At 72.5% G+C, this 19770-nt stretch carries 16 protein-coding genes and 1 riboswitch; of the genes, 7 read left to right on the top strand and 9 right to left on the bottom strand.

Annotated elements, in window-relative coordinates:
- Window positions 1-5: 5 nt before the first annotated feature.
- Entirely contained in the window at window positions 6-1076 is a 1071-nt protein-coding gene (locus OG617_RS28315) for an LLM class flavin-dependent oxidoreductase (RefSeq protein WP_405095975.1), read from the bottom strand.
- Between the two features lie 1223 nt (window positions 1077-2299).
- On the opposite strand from OG617_RS28315, the gene OG617_RS28310 reads away from it, so the two are divergent.
- Both OG617_RS28310 and OG617_RS28305 read left to right on the top strand, forming a co-directional pair.
- Window positions 2300-3469, top strand: coding sequence for a M20/M25/M40 family metallo-hydrolase (locus OG617_RS28310; protein WP_405095974.1), 1170 nt, complete (start codon window positions 2300-2302; stop codon window positions 3467-3469).
- Window position 3470: 1 nt separating this feature from the next.
- Window positions 3471-4022, top strand: a complete 552-nt coding sequence (locus OG617_RS28305) for a hypothetical protein (RefSeq protein ID WP_405095973.1) — start codon at window positions 3471-3473, stop codon at window positions 4020-4022.
- Between the two features lie 77 nt (window positions 4023-4099).
- Here the strand turns inward: OG617_RS28305 and OG617_RS28300 are convergent, their stop codons facing one another.
- From OG617_RS28300 to OG617_RS28285, 4 genes are all read right to left on the bottom strand, one after another.
- On the bottom strand, window positions 4100-5347 hold the full coding sequence (locus tag OG617_RS28300; RefSeq protein ID WP_405095972.1) for a DUF2201 family putative metallopeptidase: 1248 nt from the start codon (window positions 5345-5347) through the stop codon (window positions 4100-4102).
- Window positions 5348-5355: 8 nt separating this feature from the next.
- The gene (locus OG617_RS28295) at window positions 5356-6624 is read right to left on the bottom strand and encodes an AAA family ATPase (protein WP_405095971.1); all 1269 of its coding nucleotides are present in this window, start codon (window positions 6622-6624) and stop codon (window positions 5356-5358) included.
- A gap of 89 nt (window positions 6625-6713) precedes the next feature.
- Window positions 6714-8123: a hypothetical protein gene (locus tag OG617_RS28290; RefSeq protein ID WP_405095970.1), complete on the bottom strand. Its 1410-nt coding sequence runs from the start codon at window positions 8121-8123 to the stop codon at window positions 6714-6716.
- 181 nt (window positions 8124-8304) lie between these two features.
- Complete coding sequence (locus OG617_RS28285; RefSeq protein ID WP_405095969.1) at window positions 8305-8907, bottom strand: CGNR zinc finger domain-containing protein; 603 nt, start codon at window positions 8905-8907, stop codon at window positions 8305-8307.
- Between the two features lie 84 nt (window positions 8908-8991).
- Here OG617_RS28285 and OG617_RS28280 point away from each other — a divergent pair, with 84 nt between their 5' ends.
- Together OG617_RS28280 and OG617_RS28275 are read left to right on the top strand one after the other, a co-directional pair.
- Window positions 8992-9555 (top strand): hypothetical protein, encoded by a 564-nt coding sequence (locus tag OG617_RS28280; protein WP_405095968.1) that lies wholly within the window; start codon window positions 8992-8994, stop codon window positions 9553-9555.
- A 13-nt stretch (window positions 9556-9568) separates the two neighbouring features.
- A complete protein-coding gene (locus OG617_RS28275; protein ID WP_405095967.1) occupies window positions 9569-11665 on the top strand; it encodes a sensor histidine kinase in 2097 nt (698 codons plus the stop codon).
- A gap of 39 nt (window positions 11666-11704) precedes the next feature.
- Here OG617_RS28275 and OG617_RS28270 read toward each other — a convergent pair whose 3' ends face one another.
- Window positions 11705-12181: a hypothetical protein gene (locus OG617_RS28270; protein WP_405095966.1), complete on the bottom strand. Its 477-nt coding sequence runs from the start codon at window positions 12179-12181 to the stop codon at window positions 11705-11707.
- Window positions 12182-12290: 109 nt separating this feature from the next.
- Between OG617_RS28270 and OG617_RS28265 the strand changes: the two genes are divergently transcribed.
- The gene (locus OG617_RS28265) at window positions 12291-13460 is read left to right on the top strand and encodes a serine hydrolase domain-containing protein (RefSeq protein ID WP_405095965.1); all 1170 of its coding nucleotides are present in this window, start codon (window positions 12291-12293) and stop codon (window positions 13458-13460) included.
- A gap of 49 nt (window positions 13461-13509) precedes the next feature.
- Window positions 13510-14262: an aminotransferase class IV gene (locus OG617_RS28260; RefSeq protein WP_405095964.1), complete on the top strand. Its 753-nt coding sequence runs from the start codon at window positions 13510-13512 to the stop codon at window positions 14260-14262.
- Between the two features lie 28 nt (window positions 14263-14290).
- Here the strand turns inward: OG617_RS28260 and glyA are convergent, their stop codons facing one another.
- The 3 genes from glyA to OG617_RS28245 are packed head-to-tail and all read right to left on the bottom strand — an operon-like array spanning window position 14291 to window position 16466.
- Window positions 14291-15559: a serine hydroxymethyltransferase gene (gene glyA, locus OG617_RS28255; RefSeq protein ID WP_405095963.1), complete on the bottom strand. Its 1269-nt coding sequence runs from the start codon at window positions 15557-15559 to the stop codon at window positions 14291-14293.
- An 11-nt stretch (window positions 15560-15570) separates the two neighbouring features.
- Window positions 15571-15948 carry a glycine cleavage system protein GcvH gene (gene gcvH, locus OG617_RS28250; protein WP_405095962.1) on the bottom strand — a complete coding sequence of 126 codons (378 nt, stop codon included), beginning with the start codon at window positions 15946-15948 and terminating at the stop codon, window positions 15571-15573.
- 35 nt (window positions 15949-15983) lie between these two features.
- Entirely contained in the window at window positions 15984-16466 is a 483-nt protein-coding gene (locus tag OG617_RS28245; protein ID WP_405095961.1) for a glycine cleavage T C-terminal barrel domain-containing protein, read from the bottom strand.
- Between the two features lie 139 nt (window positions 16467-16605).
- Window positions 16606-16697: riboswitch (glycine riboswitch) on the bottom strand.
- A 436-nt stretch (window positions 16698-17133) separates the two neighbouring features.
- Here OG617_RS28245 and OG617_RS28240 point away from each other — a divergent pair.
- Complete coding sequence (locus OG617_RS28240; protein WP_405095960.1) at window positions 17134-19680, top strand: collagenase; 2547 nt, start codon at window positions 17134-17136, stop codon at window positions 19678-19680.
- Window positions 19681-19770: the final 90 nt, after the last annotated feature.

Below are 19770 nucleotides of genomic sequence, written 5' to 3'. Positions count from 1 at the left end.
TGCGGTCAGGCGAACCACGGCATGACCTTCTCGGCGAAGGTCCTGATGGAGGTCATCGTCACCTCGTGCGGCACGGTGCCCAACTGCATGATCAGGATGAGTTCGTCGACACCCGCGTCCTGGAACCGCTGGACCTGCTCCCGGCAGGCGGCCGGCGAGCCGATGACCCCGGTCAGCGGGGCGTCGTCGGCGTGCCGCCCGTCCATCGCCGTGCGCAGTTCCTCATCCGACAGGGGGCCGGCATCGGCGTCGAGCGGTCCGATCGGGCGGTTCGTGTAGGCGTAGTACTCCTGTTGGGACCGCCAGAAGTATCGGCCGCCCCGGAACCCGAACTCACAGGCCTTGCGATCGTCGTCCAGCACGATGCTGATCGGCGTGCAGGCGTAGTGGTTGGTGACCACCTCACCGATCGGCTCGGCGCCGGCCACCGCCGCCCGGTAGTCGTCGACCTTCTTGGTCAGTTCGGCCTTGGTGCCTGCGGCGAAGTTCAGCACGCCCAGCCCGAGGCCACCGGCCTCGAGTGTGCTGGCCGGGGTCGTGCAGGCGGCGAACATCGGTGGATGGGGCTGCTGCACCGGCTTGGGAACGACCTGGGTGGGCGGGATGTTCAGGAACTTTCCCTGCCATTCGAAGACATCCCGGGTCCACATCTGGGGAATCATCGCCTGGGCTTCCAGCCACTGGTCGCGCAGCGCCGGGATGTCGGACTCGAAAGCCTCCTGCTCGGTCCGGCTGCCACTCTTGCCCGAGCCCCAGTTGACGCGCCCGTCGGAGAGCACGTCCAGCATGGCCACCCGCTCGGCGATACGCATCGGGTGGTTGTAGCGGTAGGGAGTGAGGGTTACGCCGTGTCCGATACGAACGCGCTCGGTACGGGCCGCCACGTAGGAGAGAAACACCTCCGGGGCGGAGCAGTGTGCATACTCCCGCAGGCCGTGGTGCTCCACCGCCCAGACCGCGTGGTAGCCCAACCGGTCGGCGAGCACCGCCTGTTCCACGCATTGATGGAACAGTTCCCGCTCCGTCCGTCGGGACGGTTCCGCAATCTGCATCTCGAAGAACAACGAGAATTTCATATCAGCAACCCGATTTCGGTAGTGACAGACACTGCGGAACCTCCTGCTGGGTGACTGGCGCAGAAAGACTATTCAGTGAAGGCGCGCGGAGGCGCCGCAGCATGACAGGGCAGGCATCAACGCAAACACCCACTCTCGCCGCTGGCCGCAACACTCAAATCATACTTGGACCCGACACATCCACCCCGGAACCGCGACCTGGGCGGAAGTCTTCAACCCGCCTCAGCCGTCAGCAGCGTTCAACGGGAGACGCAGCAACAACAACATCGGAATCTGCCCGAAATTAGTGACGAAGGAGCAACACCGCGCAATCAATGAGATCACTGCCTCTGCCGCCGACAGTCTACAGTCGATCTCGGCGCTGACAATTGCCAAATTGTGCGCGGGACGCTACCTTCCGTCATCAGGCAGCCTGAACAGCTGTCGATGCGGTCCAGTCGGTCAAGGCAACCACGCAAACCCCCTATGCATGCCCAAGCGCCCATTCGACCCGACACCGCCCCTAAAGCTCAGGCACCTTGGCGCCGACGAACGAGGGTCGCGCCGGTCAACCTCGGCACATGTCCTATCAGGACAGCGGCCGACGCTTTCGGCCGGAATCGGCAAGCCAAAGCCCACCGGCCGCCTTCATGCCGGCCTACGGCCACGAGGAAAATCAACTCGACTGCATGGCACGGTTCAGCACGCTCGGCAACCCCTACAACGGCGGCCGATCGACACACCTCCGGTCCGGCAATCTCGCGACAGCTGGGTCCGCAACGACGACCACCCCTATCGGACCCCTGGCCACCACACTCCGCCGGAGCGGTCGGCGCAACCGCTTCGGGACAGCCCAGGGCAGGAAGATCCGTCGCGCCGAGCGGCAGAGGTCATCGACTTCCGGCCATCCGTCCAACACGAGCAGGACGAAGCCTTGCCAGCCGCGCAACTCCGGCAGACTCCGGAAACGCATCGACATGGCTGACCCGGCTCGGAACGCCAACGGCCGACGCCCCGGACGGAACCACGCCAAGGGCCGCGGATCCACAATCCGGCTACAGATCGCCTCCTTCAGGTGGATCCGGTCCACGCCTGATGATGATCACAGCGCTCGATTCGCTCGCGTGCCGTCGGGGGCTCGACCTGCGGATCCCGGGACTGCCACCGCGCGTCGACGAGTTCTGCGACCGGCTTTGATCGATTCGGGGTTTGCCGTCGCGCTTCAGCCGGGGAATGATCCATGCATGGCTACGAGTGTGTCCCCTGCCCGCCTCCGCGCCCTACGAACGCGCACGGCCGAGATGGTGGGGCAACTCGGCCGCCTGGTCTCGGTCGAGACGCCGTCCAACGACCTGTCGGCCTGCCGGGCCGGGGCGGAAGCGGTGTCCGACCTCGCCGAGGAGATCATCGGCGTGCCCGCGGAACCCGTCGAGGTCGACGGACGGGCCCACCTGCGATGGCGCTGGCCCGCCGCGCCGGGCCAGCCGACCGTCGCCCTGATCGGCCACTACGACACCGTCTGGCCGTTGGGCACTCTGGAACGCTGGCCGTTCACCCTCGACGAAGCGGCCGGGACCGCCACCGGCCCCGGCTGCTTCGACATGAAGGCCGGGATCGTGCAGCTCTTCCACGCCGTGGCGGCGCTGCCGGATCGCGCCGGGCTGGAGATCCTGCTGACCTGCGACGAGGAGATCGGCTCTCCCACCAGCCGGAAGCTCGTGCAGGAGACGGCCAGCCGCTGCGACGCCGCCCTCATCCTCGAACCGTCCGTCGACGGAGCGGTGAAGACGAGTCGCAAGGGGATCGGCCGGTACCGCTTCGACGTGCATGGACGCGCGGCCCACGCCGGGCTGGACCCGGAGCTCGGCCGCAATGCGCTGACCGTGCTGGGCCGCCTGCTGCTCGACGTCGGGGAACTCTCCCGGCCCGACCTCGGCACGATTGTCACGCCGACCCTGGCCGGTGGCGGCACCGCCGGAAACGTGGTGCCCGCGCACGCCTGGCTGGGGGTCGACGTCCGGGTCGCCGTCGAGAGCGAGGCGGAGCGCGTGGACGGGGAACTGCGCTCCCTCAAGCCATTCCTGCCCGATGTGTTCGTCTTCCTCGCCGGTGGGGCGAGCCGGCCGCCGCTGCCTGCGTCCTCCACCGCTGCTCTGTTTGCGAGGGCCGCGGCCCTCGCGCCGGCGCTGGGCCTCGGCCCGTTGCAAAGCGCCGACGTGGGCGGCGGGTCGGACGGCAACTTCACCGCGGCGGCGGGCTGTCCCACGCTCGACGGTCTCGGCGCCGTTGGGGACGGCGCGCACTCCGAGGGCGAGTACGTCGTCGTGGCGGCCATGCCGGAGCGGGCGGCGTTGGTGGCGGAACTGATCGAGGACATCCGCCGGAACCAGGACGGCGAACCACAGGATCGCTGACATGCTGTCTGGGCGCGGCGGCGGGCAGCTCGCCGCCGCCGGCGCCCTCCTGTCTGGGGCCGTCGCCGTGGCGGCCTGCGCCGGTGGGTTGATCGGTGCTCTGACCGGGACGGTCTCCGTGCTGGCGACCGGAGGGCTCGTCGGGCTGGCCCTGGTCGCGGGCCGCCTCGCAGCCGGACTTGCCGTCCGCCGCGAGTCGGCGGCGGCCCGGTCCGTGGTGGCCGACCTCGTCGACTCGGCCAACCGGGGCGACCACCAGGCCGTCGTGCGGCACATGCCCCCGCAGCAGCATCAGATCGTGCCCCCGGAGTCACTCACCACCCATTTCTCCGGGGACGTGGTCGACTGCGAGGTTCGGCGGGTGCGGATCGTTCGGGACCGGTCCCGGCTTCGGGGATCCGGCAAGCTCGGCAAGTTCGTGATCCGGCTCGTCGACCGGGAGGGCTCCGGCACCGATCATGTCTTCCTGCTGGTGAAGCAGGGGCGCGACTGGAAGGTCGAGAACTGGTGCGAGGGCGACGACCTCGACCTGGTGGAGTTCGGACTGGAGTAGGCGGGCGGCTCGCGGTGCCGCCGCGCGCACCGAGCATCGGCGACCACAGTCACACCTGTTCGACGCACGGCGGGGGCTCACCCGATGTCGACCACCCGCGCCCAGTCGGGCGGTGTGTCCGACACATGGTCGGGGCTGTCCTCGTCCCGTAACCGGGCCGTCCGCCGCCGGGGAAACAGGCCCACCACCGTCCGGCACGGCGGCCGGGAGTCCGGCCAGGGTGTCTGCCCGTCGGTCAGTACCACGATGACGTCCGGCTGGGGGCGTGACCGGAGCACCTTCGTGAACCCGCTGCGTAGGTCCGTTCCCCCGCCGCCCAGCAGCGGGATTCCCTCGGCGCGGCACAACGGGTGCACGGCCCGGGCTGCCGCGTCGCACGACACCACGCTGACCAGGTCGCGCCGGCCGCCCACGGCACGGGCGATCGCCGCGACCTCGAGGAGAGCGCTGCCCAGCTCGGCGTCGCTGACCGACCCGGAGGTGTCGATGATCACGGAGACCCGGGGCGGCCTACGCCGCAGGCCCGGCAGGACGACCCCGGGCAGGCTCGCGGATCGCCGGGACGGCCGGCCGTAGGTGTAGTCCCCGCCCGTGCCGGCGCTGGAGACAGCCGAGCGAACCGCCGCCCCCAGCAGGTCCCTCCACGGCTGGGGCGGGTGAAAGGCCTCCTCCGCCCACCGCCGCCACCCCCGTGGGACGCTCCCCGGGCGACCGGTGATGCCCTGCGCGACCCGGAACCTGACCGCGTCGCGCTCCTGGTCGGTGAGCCCGTACGCGCCGTCTGCCCCCAGGTCCCACTGCCGCTCCAGCCCGTCGGCGCCGCTGCCGCAGTCCAGCCAGACCAGGCTCTGCGGGTACGACCCAAGCCGGAACATGCGCAGGTAGTCCTCCATCAGCTCCCCCTCGGGCAGCCCCAGAAGCCCCGGTTCGACAGCGCCTTCGGGCCGAGCCAGTCCGTCCCCGAACACGTCGTCGTTGATCTCGCAGTCCGCGGCGATGTTCATCCGGAGCCGTTCTCCCGGCCCGGTCAGTCCCCGCTGCGCCGCGATCCGGTCGCTGCGTCCGTGATGGTCGCGCAGTAGGTGGGAGACCTCGTGCACCCACACTCCCGCCAGTTCCTCCAGCGGGGTCCGATCCACAAACGCCGGCGAGACGTAGCACCGCCAGTGCCGGTCCACGGCCATCGTCGGCACCAGCCGCGACGGCACGGGGTGCAGGGCGAACAGCGCCGTCGCCAGGTAGGGCCGGACCCGGGCGGCGTGCAGCCGGGCGGCGAAGAGCTTCTCGCGATCCAGCGAGCCCGGTAAGGCCGGGGAGCCCGGCACGCCCGGGGTCATTGCCGGGCCCCTGCGGAGGCCGCGATCCGCGCTGCGGCCCGGTCGGCCGCCCGGCTCACCGACACCACCCCGGCGAGCCGGTCGATCGCGGCAGGAACGTCCCAGTCAGCCTGGCGCAGCGCGGCGAGCGTGGTCGCGGGGACGACCACCAGGTCCGGGGCCCCGGTTTCCATCGCCCGCACCAGGACGGTCCACGCCGCGTCCCAGCGCGACCGGTCCGGACGTTGCCGGACCGCCTCCACCACCGCGTCGAGCACGGTCTGGCGCAGGTCGCCTCGCTCGGGCAGGTCCGCCTCCGCCGGGTCGGCCAGCAGCGCTTCGGGGTCCGGCAGGTCCATCCTGTCCAGGCTGGCCAGCAGCTCCAGCCCCGGGCCGTCCCCCACGGCCCCTCTGACCAGCATGGACAGCACCTCACGCGAGGTGCCGGCCGCGGTGGCGAAGGCGACCAGGCGCAGGGTCATCTCCCAGGTACGGGGCGACGGCCAGGCACCGGCCCGGCGGGCTTCGGTGTTGGGCAGCCGGTGCACGAGCGCGGGGCGGGCGGTGAGGAGTCCGCACACCGCGCGGCGGGCGAACGCCACGGCCTCGGGCAACCGGCTCGGGTCGAGCTGAGGCAGCGGTGCCGTGGCCCAGGTCCCGCCGAGGCCACGTACGACGACCTGGTGGTCGTAGGCCCATTGCAGATGGACGAACCGGTTCGCCAGGGGCGGGCTGAGTTCCCAGCCGTCGGCCGCCGAGGATCGCGGGTTGGCGGCGGCCACGATCCGGACCTCGGGCGGCAGCCGCAGGGCACCGACCCGCCGTTCGAGCACGAGGCGCAGCAGGGCGGCCTGGACGGCCGGCGGGGCGGTGGACAACTCGTCAAGGAACAGCAGGCCCCGGCCGGCCCGCACCAGACGCACCGCCCAGTCCGGTGGGGCCATCGGGACGCCCTGTGTCGCGGGGTCGTCGCCGACGACGGGTAGGCCGGAGAAGTCGGACGGTTCGTGCACGCTGGCGATCACGGTGGTCAGCGGCAGGTCGAGGGATGCGGCGAGCTGCGTCAGGGCCGCGGTCTTGCCGATGCCGGGCTCTCCCCACAGCAGCACCGGCAGGTCGGCGGCCACGGCCAGGGTCAGGGCCTCCAGCTGCGCGTTGGGGCGCGGTTCGGTGCTGGTGACGTGCAGGAGGACGAGGAGGTCGGCGGCGACGTCGAGCTGAGGGGCGTGGGTCGGGCCACCGGGTGCAGCCGTGGCGGCGGACGGGGACGAAAGGGAGGTAAGCATGATCGATCACCTGTCGGTTCGTGGAAGGCCGGAGAGGGACGTGCCGGGGAGCGGGCGGGCGGGCCTGCGGGCAGGAGCGGGCTCGCTGCTCAGCGGGCCACGGCGTGGCGCGGGTGTGCCCGATGGTGGCGGGGGCGGTGCCCTGGTGGGCGGTTGGCCGGCCCGGGCCCGAAGCCGGCGAGGCCGGTCCGGAACAGGCCGTACGCGACCCGTCGCAGCGCCGCCGTCTCCAGCTCTTCCCGGAGGGCGCCGTCGCGTAGCAGCGCACCCGGCCCGAGGAGGCCCTCGACGGCGGCCAGGGCGCCGGCGGTGTCGCCGTGGTCCAGGTGCGCGCGGACGGTGCCGAGGGACTCCGGGTTGCGGTGCGCCTCGTCGATCGCCCGCAGACACGGCATCGGCGTGCCGGTCAGTGCGGCCAGCAGTTCTTCGCGGCGGATCTCGGTCGGATCGTGGTCCAGCGGTACGAGGATCCCGTCCACGAGGCCGATCCGGTGCTGGGCGCCCCGACACTCGACCAGGCGCGGAACGGCTCCGTCGCTCCCTGGCCGGCCGGCGCCGGCGGCCTGGTGGTCGGGGACGAGCGCCGACGCGACAAGGGGGTGCAGGTCATCGGCCTCGATCAGGCCGGCGCGCAGCAACGTCAGGTCGGGTAGCACCCACGTCGCCGCGTCCGGCAGCACCGGCATCGGGGTGGCGCAGCCGTGGGCGGCGGTCGCGACGATCCGGAGGGCCGGCTGCCCGGTGGCGTCCCCGTTCGTCGGCAGGTTCAGCACCAGCCGGCGCCGGGCTCCGAGCCGGACGGCGACGGGGCCAGGGGGCCTGCCCTCGGCGCGGAGCAGCAGCTCCGCCTCGGCCGCCCAACGGTGCACGGCACAGCCGTGCTCCCGCGGCACGCCCAGGTCCGTCTCGACCCGCACCGCCTCCAGCGGGCCAGCCGTGGGTGGCCGGTCGGCACCGGACCGCACCCGCAGCTCACCGGCCCTGCGGGTGTCCCAGAGGTGGCGGTGCAGGTCCAGACGGAACCGCCGGTCGGGACGGGGATGCGGATGCGGGCCACGGCCGGCCTCGGACCGGAGGCCGTCCCACAGGGTGAGGCTGATCCGCTGGCCGGCCTCCGCCCAGGCCGGCGGGGTCCGGGCCACCAGGTGGACGGCCCTGCCGTCCTCGGGTCCGGCCGGGTGGTACCGGGCCAGGGAGATCGTCAGGCCGGGGCGCAGCAGTCCGTCCGAAGCGACCCTCGGCAGGTGCCAGCGAAGCAGGTCAGGAGCCAGCCGGCGGAGGTCGGCACGGACCCTGGCGGCGAGTTCGTGACCGTGGGTGCGAGCAACGGCCCGCAGGTTCAGGTCGACGTCCACGCGGGCGGCGGCGCACGCCCCCGCCCAGTCCCCCGCGACACGACGGGCGGTCGCAGACTTGATCATGGAGGGCGGCACGGCGAACTTGCGGACGCGCAGCCAGCAGGAGAGACGGGAATCCCCGTTCGCAGCCAAGGAGTGCATCAGCACTCACCTTGTGCGAACCGGGCCCCCGATCTGAAGAAGGAGGTATTCATCGCGGGCAGCATACAGCTCTTCGCGCCCGGCGGACACGCAGATTCGGCGCGACCGGGGCGGGACGCTCGACAGCCGGATTCCCGGCCTCGCCCCTCGGGTCGATACGCCCCACAGGGGCACCTGCTTGTCATTGGCGGTTGGCGTACGCCCGGACCTTGGCCCGGTTGCCGCAGACGGCCATGGTGCACCAGCGCCGCCGGCCCCTGGGGTCGAGGAACAGCCACCCGCAGTCGGCCCCGGGACAGGCGCGGACGTGGGCCCGCGCCGGCGTGCAGAGCAGGTCCGCGGCGGACCGCGCGCACGCGAGCAGCGGCAGGTCGAGGGGGTTGTCCGGGGAGAGGGTCCAGGACACGACGCCGTCGGCGTCCGCCGTCAGACGCGCGGCGGCGGCGGCCCGCCGGGCCTGGGCGGCGACGGCACGGAACGCCCCGGCGTCACCCGGGTCGAGGAGGAAGGTACGCAGAGAGGCCCGGAAGGACCGCGCCGCGGCCAGGGCCAGCTCGGCCTCGGCGGGCTCCCGACGCGCGGCGGCACGCAGCCGCCGTACGGCGGGCACGTCGAGCAGCGAGGCGTGCCCGGCCCAGGTGGCGAGGTGGTCGTAGCCGCGCAGCCATTCCCGGTGCGGGCCGGGGGGATGGCCCCAGCCCGCCCAGGTGTTGCAGAGCTCCAGCCCTGGGTGACCGGCGAGCAGCACTGGCATCCGGAGGCCGTCGACATCGGTCCAATGCACGACACCAGTATGCCTTGACCGACCGTCCACTAACCAGACATTGTCAACACACCGGTTAACCCAACGAGAATGGTTAGGTGAGACATGTTGCTGTCCAAGGTCGCGTCCCCGGTCCTACGGGTCGTGCTGATGCTGGCCGCAGTGGTGTCGGCCAGCCCCGCGCCCGCCGCGGCAGCCGGCACCGACAGTTCCGCCCGGCCACGCCTGCCCGAGCCCTGGCGGCCCTGGACGCAGGAGGAGTGGACCGCTCCGGCCGGCCGATACTGCGCGTTTCCGCTGCGGGTCCAGGTGGTCTCGCAGGACGTCCGGGTCCGGGTGGTCGACCGGTATCCCGACGGGGCCGTCAGGCGAGAGGAGTTCGCCGGTCCGCTCGTGGTCGACTTCGTCGACGTCAGCACGGGACGGATGACGCGCCGGGACGCGGGCGGGTCCGGCGCGGCCGACTACCGCCCGGACGGCGGGTGGCTGCGGTACACCATCGTCGGCCCCGCGGGCTTCGGGTTCCGGGCCGGGGACCACTATCCGCAGGGCTACTACCTGCTCGACGGGCTGCACGTCATCACGTTCGACGCCGCCGGAACCCGCCGGATGGCGGTCGCCGTCGGCAAGCAGGACAACATCTGCCAGACGCTCGCCGGCCCGGCCTGACCGGCCCGGTCAGGTGGACGGCGAGGTGGTCCCGGCGATCATGTCGGGCCCGGCCGGGGCTGGTCCGGCCGCCGGGACCGGGCTCCGGTGGCGGGTCGTGGCGTGGGCGGTGTTGGCCGGTACCAGCGGGCTGACCGCCGCCTCCGTGGTGGCCTGGTGCGTGGCGGCTCCGCCCTGGCACCCGTGGATGCTCTACACGCTGGTGGACCTGGTGGTCGGCGCGGTCTACGGAGTGGTCGCCTGGCTGACCCTGCTGCGCCGTACCCACCTGGCCGCCTGGATCATGGCCGCAGCGGGCGTCGGCGGGGCGCTGTCGGCGGCGGCGGCCTGCTGGGGCATGGTGGTGTACCGCTGGCCCGACCTGTGGATGACCAAGCAGCTCGCCAGCGTCGCGTACTGGGCCTGGGTGCCCGGCTTCTACGCCCTCGTCGTGTTGCTGCCCTGGCTCCTGCCGGTACGGCCGCTCGGCCGGAGCACCCGGGTCGCCGTCGGCGCCGGCGTCGTCCTCATCGTGGTCGCGCAGGCGTGCGCCCTCACCCTGCCCGGCGGCCTGCACGCGATCCCGCTCACGGACGGCACCCTGCTCGCGGCCCGCGCGGCGGTCGATCCCTGGCTGGAGCCCGCGCTCGTCGTGCTCGGCGTCGCCGCCGCCGTCGGCGTGCTGGCCCGTCGCCGAACCCTGCCGCGGCAGCAGCGCCACGGCCTCGGTTGGCTCGCCATCGGCACCCTGCTGCTGGCGGCGGCCTTCCTGCCGCTCGCGCTGGACCCGGCCTTCCACGTCGCCGTCCCGGTGCCGTTCGCCCCGCTGCTCATGCTCGGCGCCCAGGCCTTCTTCCCCGCCTCCGTGCTGGTCGTGGTGCTGCGGCAGCGGCTGTGGGGCCTGGAGCTGACCATCCGCCGGACACTGGTCTGGGCGTTGATGACCGGGCTGGTGATCGGCGCGTACGTTATGGGTGTGCTGCTGCTCGACACGGTCACGCCGGCGACCTCGGCGGTGCCCGAGGCCGTGGTGACCGCGCTGCTCGCCGCCGGGTTCCAACCCGCACGCGTGTGGGTGCAACGCAGGGTGGACCGGCTGGTGCACGGCGACGACGGGCCGCGCCTGATCCGGCAGGTCGCCGACCGGCTGCGCGCGGCGGAGCGCAGCACCCGGATGCTCGACGCGGTGGCGGACGGCATCGCCGACTCGTTGCGGCTGGCCGCGGCCACGATAACCCTCACGGGAGCCCCCCCGGTACCGCCGCGCCGCGCCCCGGCCTGGGACGGGCCGTCGGCGCGCGGGCCGGCCCTCGTGGTGTGTCTGGACAGCGGAAACGGGCCGGTGGGAGAGCTGCGGGCCTGGCCCCGCCCCGGTGAGCGGCTCGACGGGCGGACCGCCGCGCTGCTGCACGACCTCGGGCCGGTCGTCGCCGCGCTCACCCAACTCGCCCTCGCCCAGCGCGACCTGGACCGCTCCCGGGTGCGGCTGGCGCAGAGCAGGGACGAGGAGCGCCGCAAGCTGCGCCGTGACCTGCACGACGACCTGGGGCCGGCGATCAGCGGAGTCGGGCTCGCCCTCGCCGCGGGCCGCAACATGCTGCGCCCGCACCGCCACCTGCCCGAGATCGCGGCAGCCGACGACCTCCTCGGGCGGCTCGTCGCCGAGATGGACCGCCAGGCGGCGGGAGTCCGGGAGATCGCCCGGGATCTCGTGCCGCCGCCGTTGGAGGGTGGCGGGCTGCGGCCGGCGCTGCACCGGCTGCGGGAGCGCTCCGCCGATGCCGGGTTGACGGTGCTGGTGCGGGCGCCCGACGTGGAGCTTCCCGACACCGTGGCGACCGCGGTGTACGGCATCGTGGGCGAGGCCGTGCGCAACGTGCGCCGGCACGCCGGTGTGGACCGGTGCGCCATCGACGTCTCCCTGGGACCGGGCAGCCTGGTCGTGTGCGTCACCGACGAGGGGGTGGGTATCCCCGCCCCGCTGGTCGCCGGCGTCGGCACCGCGTCGATGCGGGAACGCGCGGAGGGCATCGGGGCCGTGCTCACCATCGTTCGGTCGAATCCTGCCCACACCCGCCCCGGCACCACCGTCCAGCTGGTGCTGCCCGTCCCGGCGCTCGTGACCCGCTGAGTCATCCCCGGCGTTCAGGCGTCCCCTGGGGGTGACCCGTCAGACGGGTGGCTTGGACGGTGCGGCGTTGCGGAACCGCTCATGCGCCGACTGCCGGCTGATGCCGAGCGCGTTGCCGATCTCGGCCCAGGAGAGCCCGGCCTCCCGGGCCGCCACCACGGCGCGTTCGATCAGCGGCCGTTGCCAGCGTTCCACCTCGGCGAGGATGCCGAGCGCCTGCAACGGCCAGGTGGTGGCCAGTTCGGCGACGTTGTCCCGGAGGGTGTCGGAGCGGCCCAGCAGCCAGCCGGGCGGAGTGCCGGCCAGGATCGGCCTGATGTGTCCGCCCCACTCGGAGGTGGCCATCCAACGCCCCTCTTCGGCGGCCGGATAGTCGCTGGTGCCGACCCAACCGCAACCGCACCGGGCCCGGTAGCCGACGGTGCCGGCCGGTGCTGCGGCGTCGGTGCTCAGCGTCCCGTCCGGCAACCGGAACCCGATGAGGTTCGCGTGTCCCGGAACCATTTCCTCCGCCATCCCGCAAGCATATGCATGTCAGGGTTTCCTGACGACGATTGTCAGGGTATCTTGACCGAAGCGCCTGGGCTGGTCGTCGTCCGGGTCCGACGCTCCGAGAGGAGAGCGCATGTCCGTGGTCAGCGGCACCGTGGCGCCGGGTTACGAACCGGTCCGGGAGGCGTTCCTGGCGAACTTCGAGACGCGGTCCGAGATCGGCGCGGCCCTCAGCGTCTACCGGCACGGCCGGGAAGTGGTCCGACTGTGGGGCGGGGTCGCCGATCCCACCACCGGCCGCGCCTGGCGGGAGGACACCCTCCAGGTGGTCTACTCGACCAGCAAGAGCGTGCCCGCCGCCTGTGCCCACCTGCTGGCCCAACGGGGGCAGCTCGACCTGGCCGCCCCGGTCGCCGAGTACTGGCCGGAGTTCGCGGCGGCCGGCAAGGGCGGCATCCCGGTCCGCTGGCTGCTGTCCCACCAGGCGGGGCTGCCCGTACTCGACCGTCCGATCCCCCGGGCGGAGGCGCTGGCCTGGGAGCCGATGGTCGCGGCGCTGGCCGCCCAGGCACCCGTCTGGGAGCCGGGCACGGCGCACGGCTACCACTCGCTGACCTACGGCTGGCTGGTCGGCGAGGTGGTACGCCGGGTCTCCGGCCGCAGCCTGGGCACGTACTTCGCGGACGAAATCGGCAAGCCGCTCGGCCTGGACCTCTGGATCGGCCTGCCCGCCTCGGAGGCGTACCGGGTCAGCAGGCTCGTCGAGCAGCCGGTGGAGCAGCCCGCCACTCCGACACCCGAGGCGCTGCGAGAGGTGTTCGCCCGGTACACCGATCCGACCTCGCTGGTGGTCCGGTCGGCCGCAGTGACCGACCCGCCGCTCGACCTCGCCGATCCGGCGACCTGGACGGCCGAGATCCCGTCGGTCAACGGCATCTGCACGGCGTCGTCACTGGCCCGTTTCTACGCCGGCCTGATCGGCGAGGTCGACGGGTTCCGGATCCTCGACGCGGCCACCCTCGCCACCGCCACCGCCGAACAGGCCAGCGGTGTCGACCGGGTGCTGATGGTTCCGACCCGGCCGGCGCTCGGCTTCGGTCTGCCCCTGCCGGACCAGCCCTGGTGGTCGCCCACCGCCTTCGGCTTCCCCGGCCACGGCGGCTCGCTCGGCTATGCCGACCCGGCCAGCGGCATCGCCTTCGGGTACGTGATGAACGGCCTGCGCGTCACGATGACCCCGGACCCCCGGACGACCAGCCTGGTCGAGGCAGTCCGGGCGGTCGTGTCCCGCCAACCGGCCTGACCCCGACCGGCGGCACCCCATCGGACCCGGCGGTGCCAGACTGGCCGCCATGACGGCGGTCGACAACCTGGCGCTGACCAACTACGGGCACTTCACCACGATGCGGGTGCAGGACGGTGCGGTCCGCGGGCTCGGCCTGCACCTCGACCGGTTGGTCACCGACTGCGCCACGGTCTTCGGGGCTGAGCTGTCCCGTGGGTACGTCCGGGAGCGGATCCGCGCGGCGATCGCCGAGGCCGACGCCCCGTTGACGGTCCGGGTCACCGTGGCCGCCCCCGGCCTGCGGCTCGACCGGCCCGCCGCGCCGGCCGACCCGCACGTGCTGGTCACCACGCGCGCCGCCACGCCGCAGCCGCAGCCGCCGATCCGGGTGCGCTCCACCACCTACGTGCGCGACGTGCCCGCGGTCAAGCACACCGGGCTGTTCGGCCCCCTGTTCGAACGCCGCCGCGCCCAACTCGACGGCTACGACGACGCGCTGTTCACCGACGGCGGCGGGCGGGTCGGCGAGGGCCCGACCTGGAACGTCGGCTTCGTCGACGGCGACACCGTGGTCTGGCCCCTCGCCGACGTGCTGGCCGGCGTGACCATGCGGCTGCTCGCCACGGCTCACGACGGCCCGCAGCGCACCGAGCCGGTCGAGCTGTCCCGACTGTCCGGCATGGCGACCGCCTTCGCCACCAACGCGGCCGGCGCGATCCGGCCGATCGCCGCCGTCGACGGGGTCACGTTCGCGACCGATCACCCGATCATCGGCCTGCTGCGCCGGCGGTACGCCGAGGTCGTACCGGAAGCCGTCTGACCGCGACGGGCGGGCCGCCGTTGGTCGGTCAGCTGAGCTGTCCTCCGTAGACCGGACGCCGCTCGGCGAGCTGGTCGACCCGCGCCCGCAGCGCCTCACCGGCCTCAGGCGCGGTCATCGCGGTGGCGATGATGTCGGCCACCTCGACGAAGTCGTGCTCGTCGAAGCCCCGGGTGGCCAGCCCTGAGGTGCCGATCCGCAGCCCCGAGGTGACCATCGGCGGACGGGGGTCGAACGGTACCGCGTTGCGGTTGACGGTGATCCCGACCTCCTGGAGCAGCCGTTCGGCCTGGGCGCCGTCCAGCTCGGCCTGCCTCAGGTCGACCAGGACCAGATGCACGTCGGTGCCCCCGCTGACCACCCGGATTCCGGCGTCGCGCACGTCGGTCGCGGCAAGGCGTTCGGCGACGATCCGGGCTCCCCGCAGCGCCCGCCGCTGCTGGTCGCGGAACTCGTCCCCGGCAGCGATCCGGAAGGCCACCGCCTTGGCCGCGATCGCGTGTTCCAGCGGGCCACCCTGCTGGCCGGGGAACACCGCCGAGTCCAGCCGGCGGGCGAGTTCGGTGTCCGCGCTGAGGATGGCGCCACCGCGGGGGCCGCCGAGCGTCTTGTGCGTGGTCAGGGTCACCACGTGCGCGTGCGGTACGGGGTTGGGATGCAACCCGGCGGCAACCAGCCCGGCGAAGTGCGCCATGTCGACGAGCAGGTACGCGCCGACGCCGTCGGCGATCCGCCGGAACTTCGCGAAGTCCAGCACCCTCGGGTACGCCGACCAGCCCGCCACGATCAGCTTCGGCCGGTGTGCACGGGCGAGCCGGTCGACCTCGTCCATGTCGATCAGGAAGGTCTCGGGGTCCACCCGGTAGCCCACCGCCCGGTACAGCCGGCCCGAGAAGTTGACCCGCATCCCGTGCGTCAGGTGACCGCCGTGCGCCAGGTCGAGGCCGAGGATCGCGTCGCCCGGTGTGAGCAGGGCCGTCATCACCGCGGCGTTGGCCTGGGAGCCGGAGTGCGGCTGCACGTTGGCGTACGCCGCCCCGAACAGCAGCCGGGCCCGTTCGATCGCCAGCCGTTCGATGGTGTCGACATGCTCGCAGCCGCCGTAGTACCGCCGGCCCGGGTAGCCCTCTGCGTACTTGTTGGTGAGCACCGAGCCCTGCGCCTGCAGGACAGCCCGGGGCGCGAGGTTCTCCGAGGCGATCATGCCGAGGGTCCGCTGCTGACGCCGCAGCTCGGCGGTGACCGCCGTGGCGATCTCCGGGTCGGCGTCGCGCAGGTCGTCGTCGAGTACAGCCACGGTGGCCTCCGTCAGTGGGATTCGGTGAGGTAGGTGCGGTACTCGTCGGCCGTCATCAGCGCCGGCGGGTCGGTCACCCGCAGCCGGAACAGCCAGCCGTCCCCGTAGGGGTCGCTGCCGATCAGGCTCGGGTCGGCGACGACCGCCTCGTTGGTCGCGAGGATCCGACCGGTCACCGGCATGTACAGCTCGGCCACCGACTTGGTGGACTCGACCTCGCCGCAGACCTCCCCGGCCACCAGGTCGGTACCCGGGTCGGGCAGTTCGACGTAGACCACGTCGCCGAGCGCCGAGGCGGCGAAGGCGGTGATACCGACCGACGCCGGCTCGACGCTGTCGTCGACCCACTCGTGGTTGGCGCTGTAGCGCAGGCGCGCGGGAACATCCATGTCCACTACTTCTTCCTTTTCGGCAGGGATGCGCGTCAGCGCGGACGGCGGTAGAAGGGCAGCGGGGCGATCTCCACCGGTTCGGTGTGCCCCCGGACCTGGACACCCAGCCGGGCCGGCACCTGCGCGGCGTCGGCGCGTAGCCGGGCCATCGCGATCGGCCGGTGCAGTGTCGGCGACGGGGCGCCGCTGGTGACCACTCCGACCTGCTCGGGCTCGGCTGCCTCGGACAGCCGCACCACGGGGTCGCCGGAGCGCGGGACGCGCCTGCCGGCGGCGGTGAGCCCGACCAGCGCGTGGTCCAGCACGGCCGGGGCCAGCGGCCCGCAGACCTCGATCTGTCCCATGTGGCTGAGGTCGAACAGGCCGGCCCGTTCTCGTACGGCCCGATGCTCGGCGGCCTCGCTGCTGTAGCGCAGCGGCATGGACCAACCGGCGAACCCGGTGAACCGGGCGCCCAGCTCGACGTGCACGGCGTGCAGGGGTGGTCGAGTCAGGGTCGTCGGACTCTGATGCATGGAGGCGCTCCTTCGTCCCGACGCGGTCGCGTCGTACGGTCGGTTGCCTCCCGCTCTGTCATGGACCTGAGAGCTTCACCGCCGGTCGGCGGTTTGCACCGTGGGTGAGACGACGGATCGTCTGCTTTCCAGAGTTCACCTCGCCTGCGCGGTAACGGGGCCTGAGAGTTTCTTGGGAGTTTGCTCCTTCGGCGCCCCGACGATGGCCGGGGTCTCTCCCGCGCGGGTTCGAACGGTGTCTGTGCAGTTGTGGGCGGTGCTGCCCGCGACCCTAGGCGACCGGCCGAACACGTGTCAACGATGCGTCGCGGGTCGCCGGACCGTTCCCGTGTCGGGCTCCCGCCGGCCACGCGGTCGCCGGAGCTGGGCCGCTGCGGCCGGACATCCCGGCCACATGATCGATCATCAACAATTCTTTACACCGATGTGTGACGTGTGCCATTGTACTGGCCACGTCCGGCGCGACATCGACCCAGATCGACAAGCGTCGACGCGGGCTCCACCCGCAGAAGCGGCGGAACCGACCCACCACAACCGACCTGACGTGCGTGGAGACACGCAGGGACCTCCGCACCCGGCCGGGCCTGGTCCACACCGGACCCGACAACATCCCCCATCGACCCGGCCCCGAAGCCCCGTCGACACCCCGCCCAGGAGGCGACCCCCGATGATCCGACTGTTACGAAAGCGACGCGCCCGGCTGGCCGCCGCGCCCCTGACCCTGGCCCTCGCGCTGGGGCTGAGCCCGCTGGCCGCCCCCGCCACAGCGAGCGCGGCACCGGCGGCGACACCGACCCACGGCACCGCCCCGGCCGACACCGGCGCCGGTGACCGGCACGTCCAGCGGACCCCGCTGCCGCTGGACGAACGCGCCCCGCTGCCCGCCACCCGCGACGAGCTGCGCCGCGACTACGACGAGCCCGACGGCGGGCAACGACGCACCGCCCCGTCCATGCGCGGCCGGGCCGCCCTGGCCGCCGCCCCCTGCGCGACCAGCGACTTCACCAGCCGCACCGGCAGCGCCCTGGTGCAGCAGATCAAGGCGTCCACCACCGACTGCGTCAACACCCTGTTCAGCCTGACCGGCAACGACGCCTACCTGGCGTTCCGCGAGGCGCAGATGACCAGCGTCGCGTACGCGCTGCGCGACGACGCCGTCTACTACGACGGCACCAACCGCACCGGCACCGCCTCCCTCGTGCTGTACCTGCGGGCCGGCTACTACGTGCACTGGTACTACCCGTCCACGGTCGGCACGTACGGCAGCGGCCTGCGCACCGCGATCCGCGCCGGCCTGGACGCCTTCTTCGCAAACAGCCACTCCGGCGACGTCAGCGACGCCAACGGCGAGGTGCTCGCCGAGGCGGTCACCCTCATCGACAGCGCCGAGGAGAACGCCCGCTACCTGTACGTGGTGAAGCGCCTGCTCACCGGCTACAACAGCTCGTACAACGCGTCCTGGTGGATGCTGAACGCGGTCAACAACGGCTACCTCGTGCTGTTCCGGGGCCACCAGGTGCCCGAGTTCGTCACCGCCGTCACCGCGGACCCGAGCGTGCTGGACACGCTGTACGCCTTCGCCTCCGGCCACCGGTCCCTGCTCGGCACCGACCAGGGTTACCTGGTCTCCAACGCCGGGCGGGAGCTGGCCCGCTTCCTCCAGCACACCGCGTTGCAGGCCAAGGCCCGGCCGCTGGCCCGGGGGCTGCTCGACCTGAGCGCGATCACCGGCCCCACCGCCGCTCTCTGGGTCGGCGTCGCCGAGATGACCGACTACTACGACCGGGCCAACTGCGCCTACTACGACACCTGCAACCTCCAGGCGCGGCTGGCCGCCGTCGTCCTGCCGATCACCTACACCTGCGGCACCACCATCCGGCTGCGCGCCCAGCAGATGACCTCCGCCGAGCTGGACCGGTCCTGCGCCAGCATGCGCGACCAGGACGCGTACTTCCACTCGGTGGCGGCGGACCCCGGACCGGTGGCCGACGACCGCAACACCACCCTCGAAGTGGTGGTGTTCGACTCCAGCACCGACTACCAGACGTACGGCGGGCCGATGTTCGGCATCGACACCAACAACGGCGGCATGTACCTCGAGGGCAACCCGGCCGCCACCGGCAACCAGCCGCGCTTCATCGCCTACGAGGCGGAGTGGCTGCGCCCCACCTTCGAGATCTGGAACCTCAACCACGAGTACACCCACTACCTCGACGGCCGGTTCGACATGTACGGCGACTTCACCGCGAACATCTCCACCCCGACGATCTGGTGGATCGAGGGCTTCGCCGAATACGTGTCGTACTCGTACCGGAAGCAGACCTACCAGGCCGCGATCACCGAGGCCGGGAAGAAGACGTACGCCCTGCGCACCCTCTTCGACACCACCTACGACCACGACAGCACCCGGGTCTACCGCTGGGGCTACCTCGCCGTGCGGTACATGCTCCAGTCGCACCGCGCCGACATGACCACGCTGCTCGGCCACTACCGCGCCGGCAACTGGAGCGCCGCCCGGACGCTGCTGACCAGCACCATCGGCAGCCGCTACGACACCGACTGGTACGCCTGGCTCGACGCCTGCGCGGCCGGCGACTGCGGCGGCGGCACCAATCCGCCCGCCAACCAGGCCCCGGTCGCCGCGTTCACGGCCGCCACCAGCGGCCTGACCGCCACCTTCACCGACCAGTCGACGGACGGCGACGGCAGCATCGCCGCCCGGGCCTGGACCTTCGGCGACGGCACCACGTCGACGGCGGCCAACCCCACCAAGACGTACGGCGCCGCCGGCACCTACCCGGTCACGCTGACGGTCACCGACAACAAGGGCGCGACCGGCACCACCTCACGCACCGTCACCGTCAGCGGTGGCACCACGCCGTTGCCGGAGTGCACCGGGAGTGACATCCGGACGCTGGGCAAGAACTGCCAGCGCGGCGGCCTCCAGGCCACCGCCGGGAACCTCTACTACCTCTACGTCTACGTCCCGGCCGGCACCACCAGCCTGAAGCTCACGTCGTCCGGGGGCACCGGCGACGCGGACCTGTACTACAGCTCCACCGGCTGGGCCACCACGACCAGCTACACCCGCCGCTCGGTCAACACCGGCAACGGCGAGACGATCACGGTCAGCAACCCGGCGGCCGGCTACCACTACGTGAGCCTGCACGCCCGGCAGGCGTTCACCGGGGTCACGGTGACCTCGCAGTACTGAGCACGCCGCACCGCCGCCGCGCCGTCCTCCTCGGAGCCGGTGGACTCCCGCCCCGGCGGGACCACCGCCTCCGCGAGGGCGGCGCGGTCC

The organism is Micromonospora sp. NBC_01412, from assembly GCF_045040215.1.
Classification (GTDB): Bacteria; Actinomycetota; Actinomycetes; order Mycobacteriales; family Micromonosporaceae; genus Micromonospora; species Micromonospora rubida.
The sequence above is the reverse complement of the archived record's forward strand: the minus strand, read 5'-3'. Positions and strand labels throughout refer to the sequence as shown.

Excerpts from the sequence above, each read along its gene's own strand:
- OG617_RS28245 (WP_405095961.1), bottom strand. The coding sequence starts at position 16,466 with ATGCATCAGAGTCCGACGACCCTGACTCGACCACCCCTGCACGCCGTG.
- OG617_RS28290 (WP_405095970.1), bottom strand. The coding sequence starts at position 8,123 with ATGCACTCCTTGGCTGCGAACGGGGATTCCCGTCTCTCCTGCTGGCTG.
- OG617_RS28260 (WP_405095964.1), top strand. The coding sequence starts at position 13,510 with ATGACGGCGGTCGACAACCTGGCGCTGACCAACTACGGGCACTTCACC.
- OG617_RS28295 (WP_405095971.1), bottom strand. The coding sequence starts at position 6,624 with ATGCTTACCTCCCTTTCGTCCCCGTCCGCCGCCACGGCTGCACCCGGT.
- OG617_RS28240 (WP_405095960.1), top strand. The coding sequence starts at position 17,134 with ATGATCCGACTGTTACGAAAGCGACGCGCCCGGCTGGCCGCCGCGCCC.
- OG617_RS28265 (WP_405095965.1), top strand. The coding sequence starts at position 12,291 with ATGTCCGTGGTCAGCGGCACCGTGGCGCCGGGTTACGAACCGGTCCGG.
- OG617_RS28280 (WP_405095968.1), top strand. The coding sequence starts at position 8,992 with ATGTTGCTGTCCAAGGTCGCGTCCCCGGTCCTACGGGTCGTGCTGATG.
- gcvH (WP_405095962.1), bottom strand. The coding sequence starts at position 15,948 with ATGGATGTTCCCGCGCGCCTGCGCTACAGCGCCAACCACGAGTGGGTC.
- OG617_RS28270 (WP_405095966.1), bottom strand. The coding sequence starts at position 12,181 with ATGGCGGAGGAAATGGTTCCGGGACACGCGAACCTCATCGGGTTCCGG.
- OG617_RS28315 (WP_405095975.1), bottom strand. The coding sequence starts at position 1,076 with ATGAAATTCTCGTTGTTCTTCGAGATGCAGATTGCGGAACCGTCCCGA.
- OG617_RS28310 (WP_405095974.1), top strand. The coding sequence starts at position 2,300 with ATGGCTACGAGTGTGTCCCCTGCCCGCCTCCGCGCCCTACGAACGCGC.
- OG617_RS28305 (WP_405095973.1), top strand. The coding sequence starts at position 3,471 with ATGCTGTCTGGGCGCGGCGGCGGGCAGCTCGCCGCCGCCGGCGCCCTC.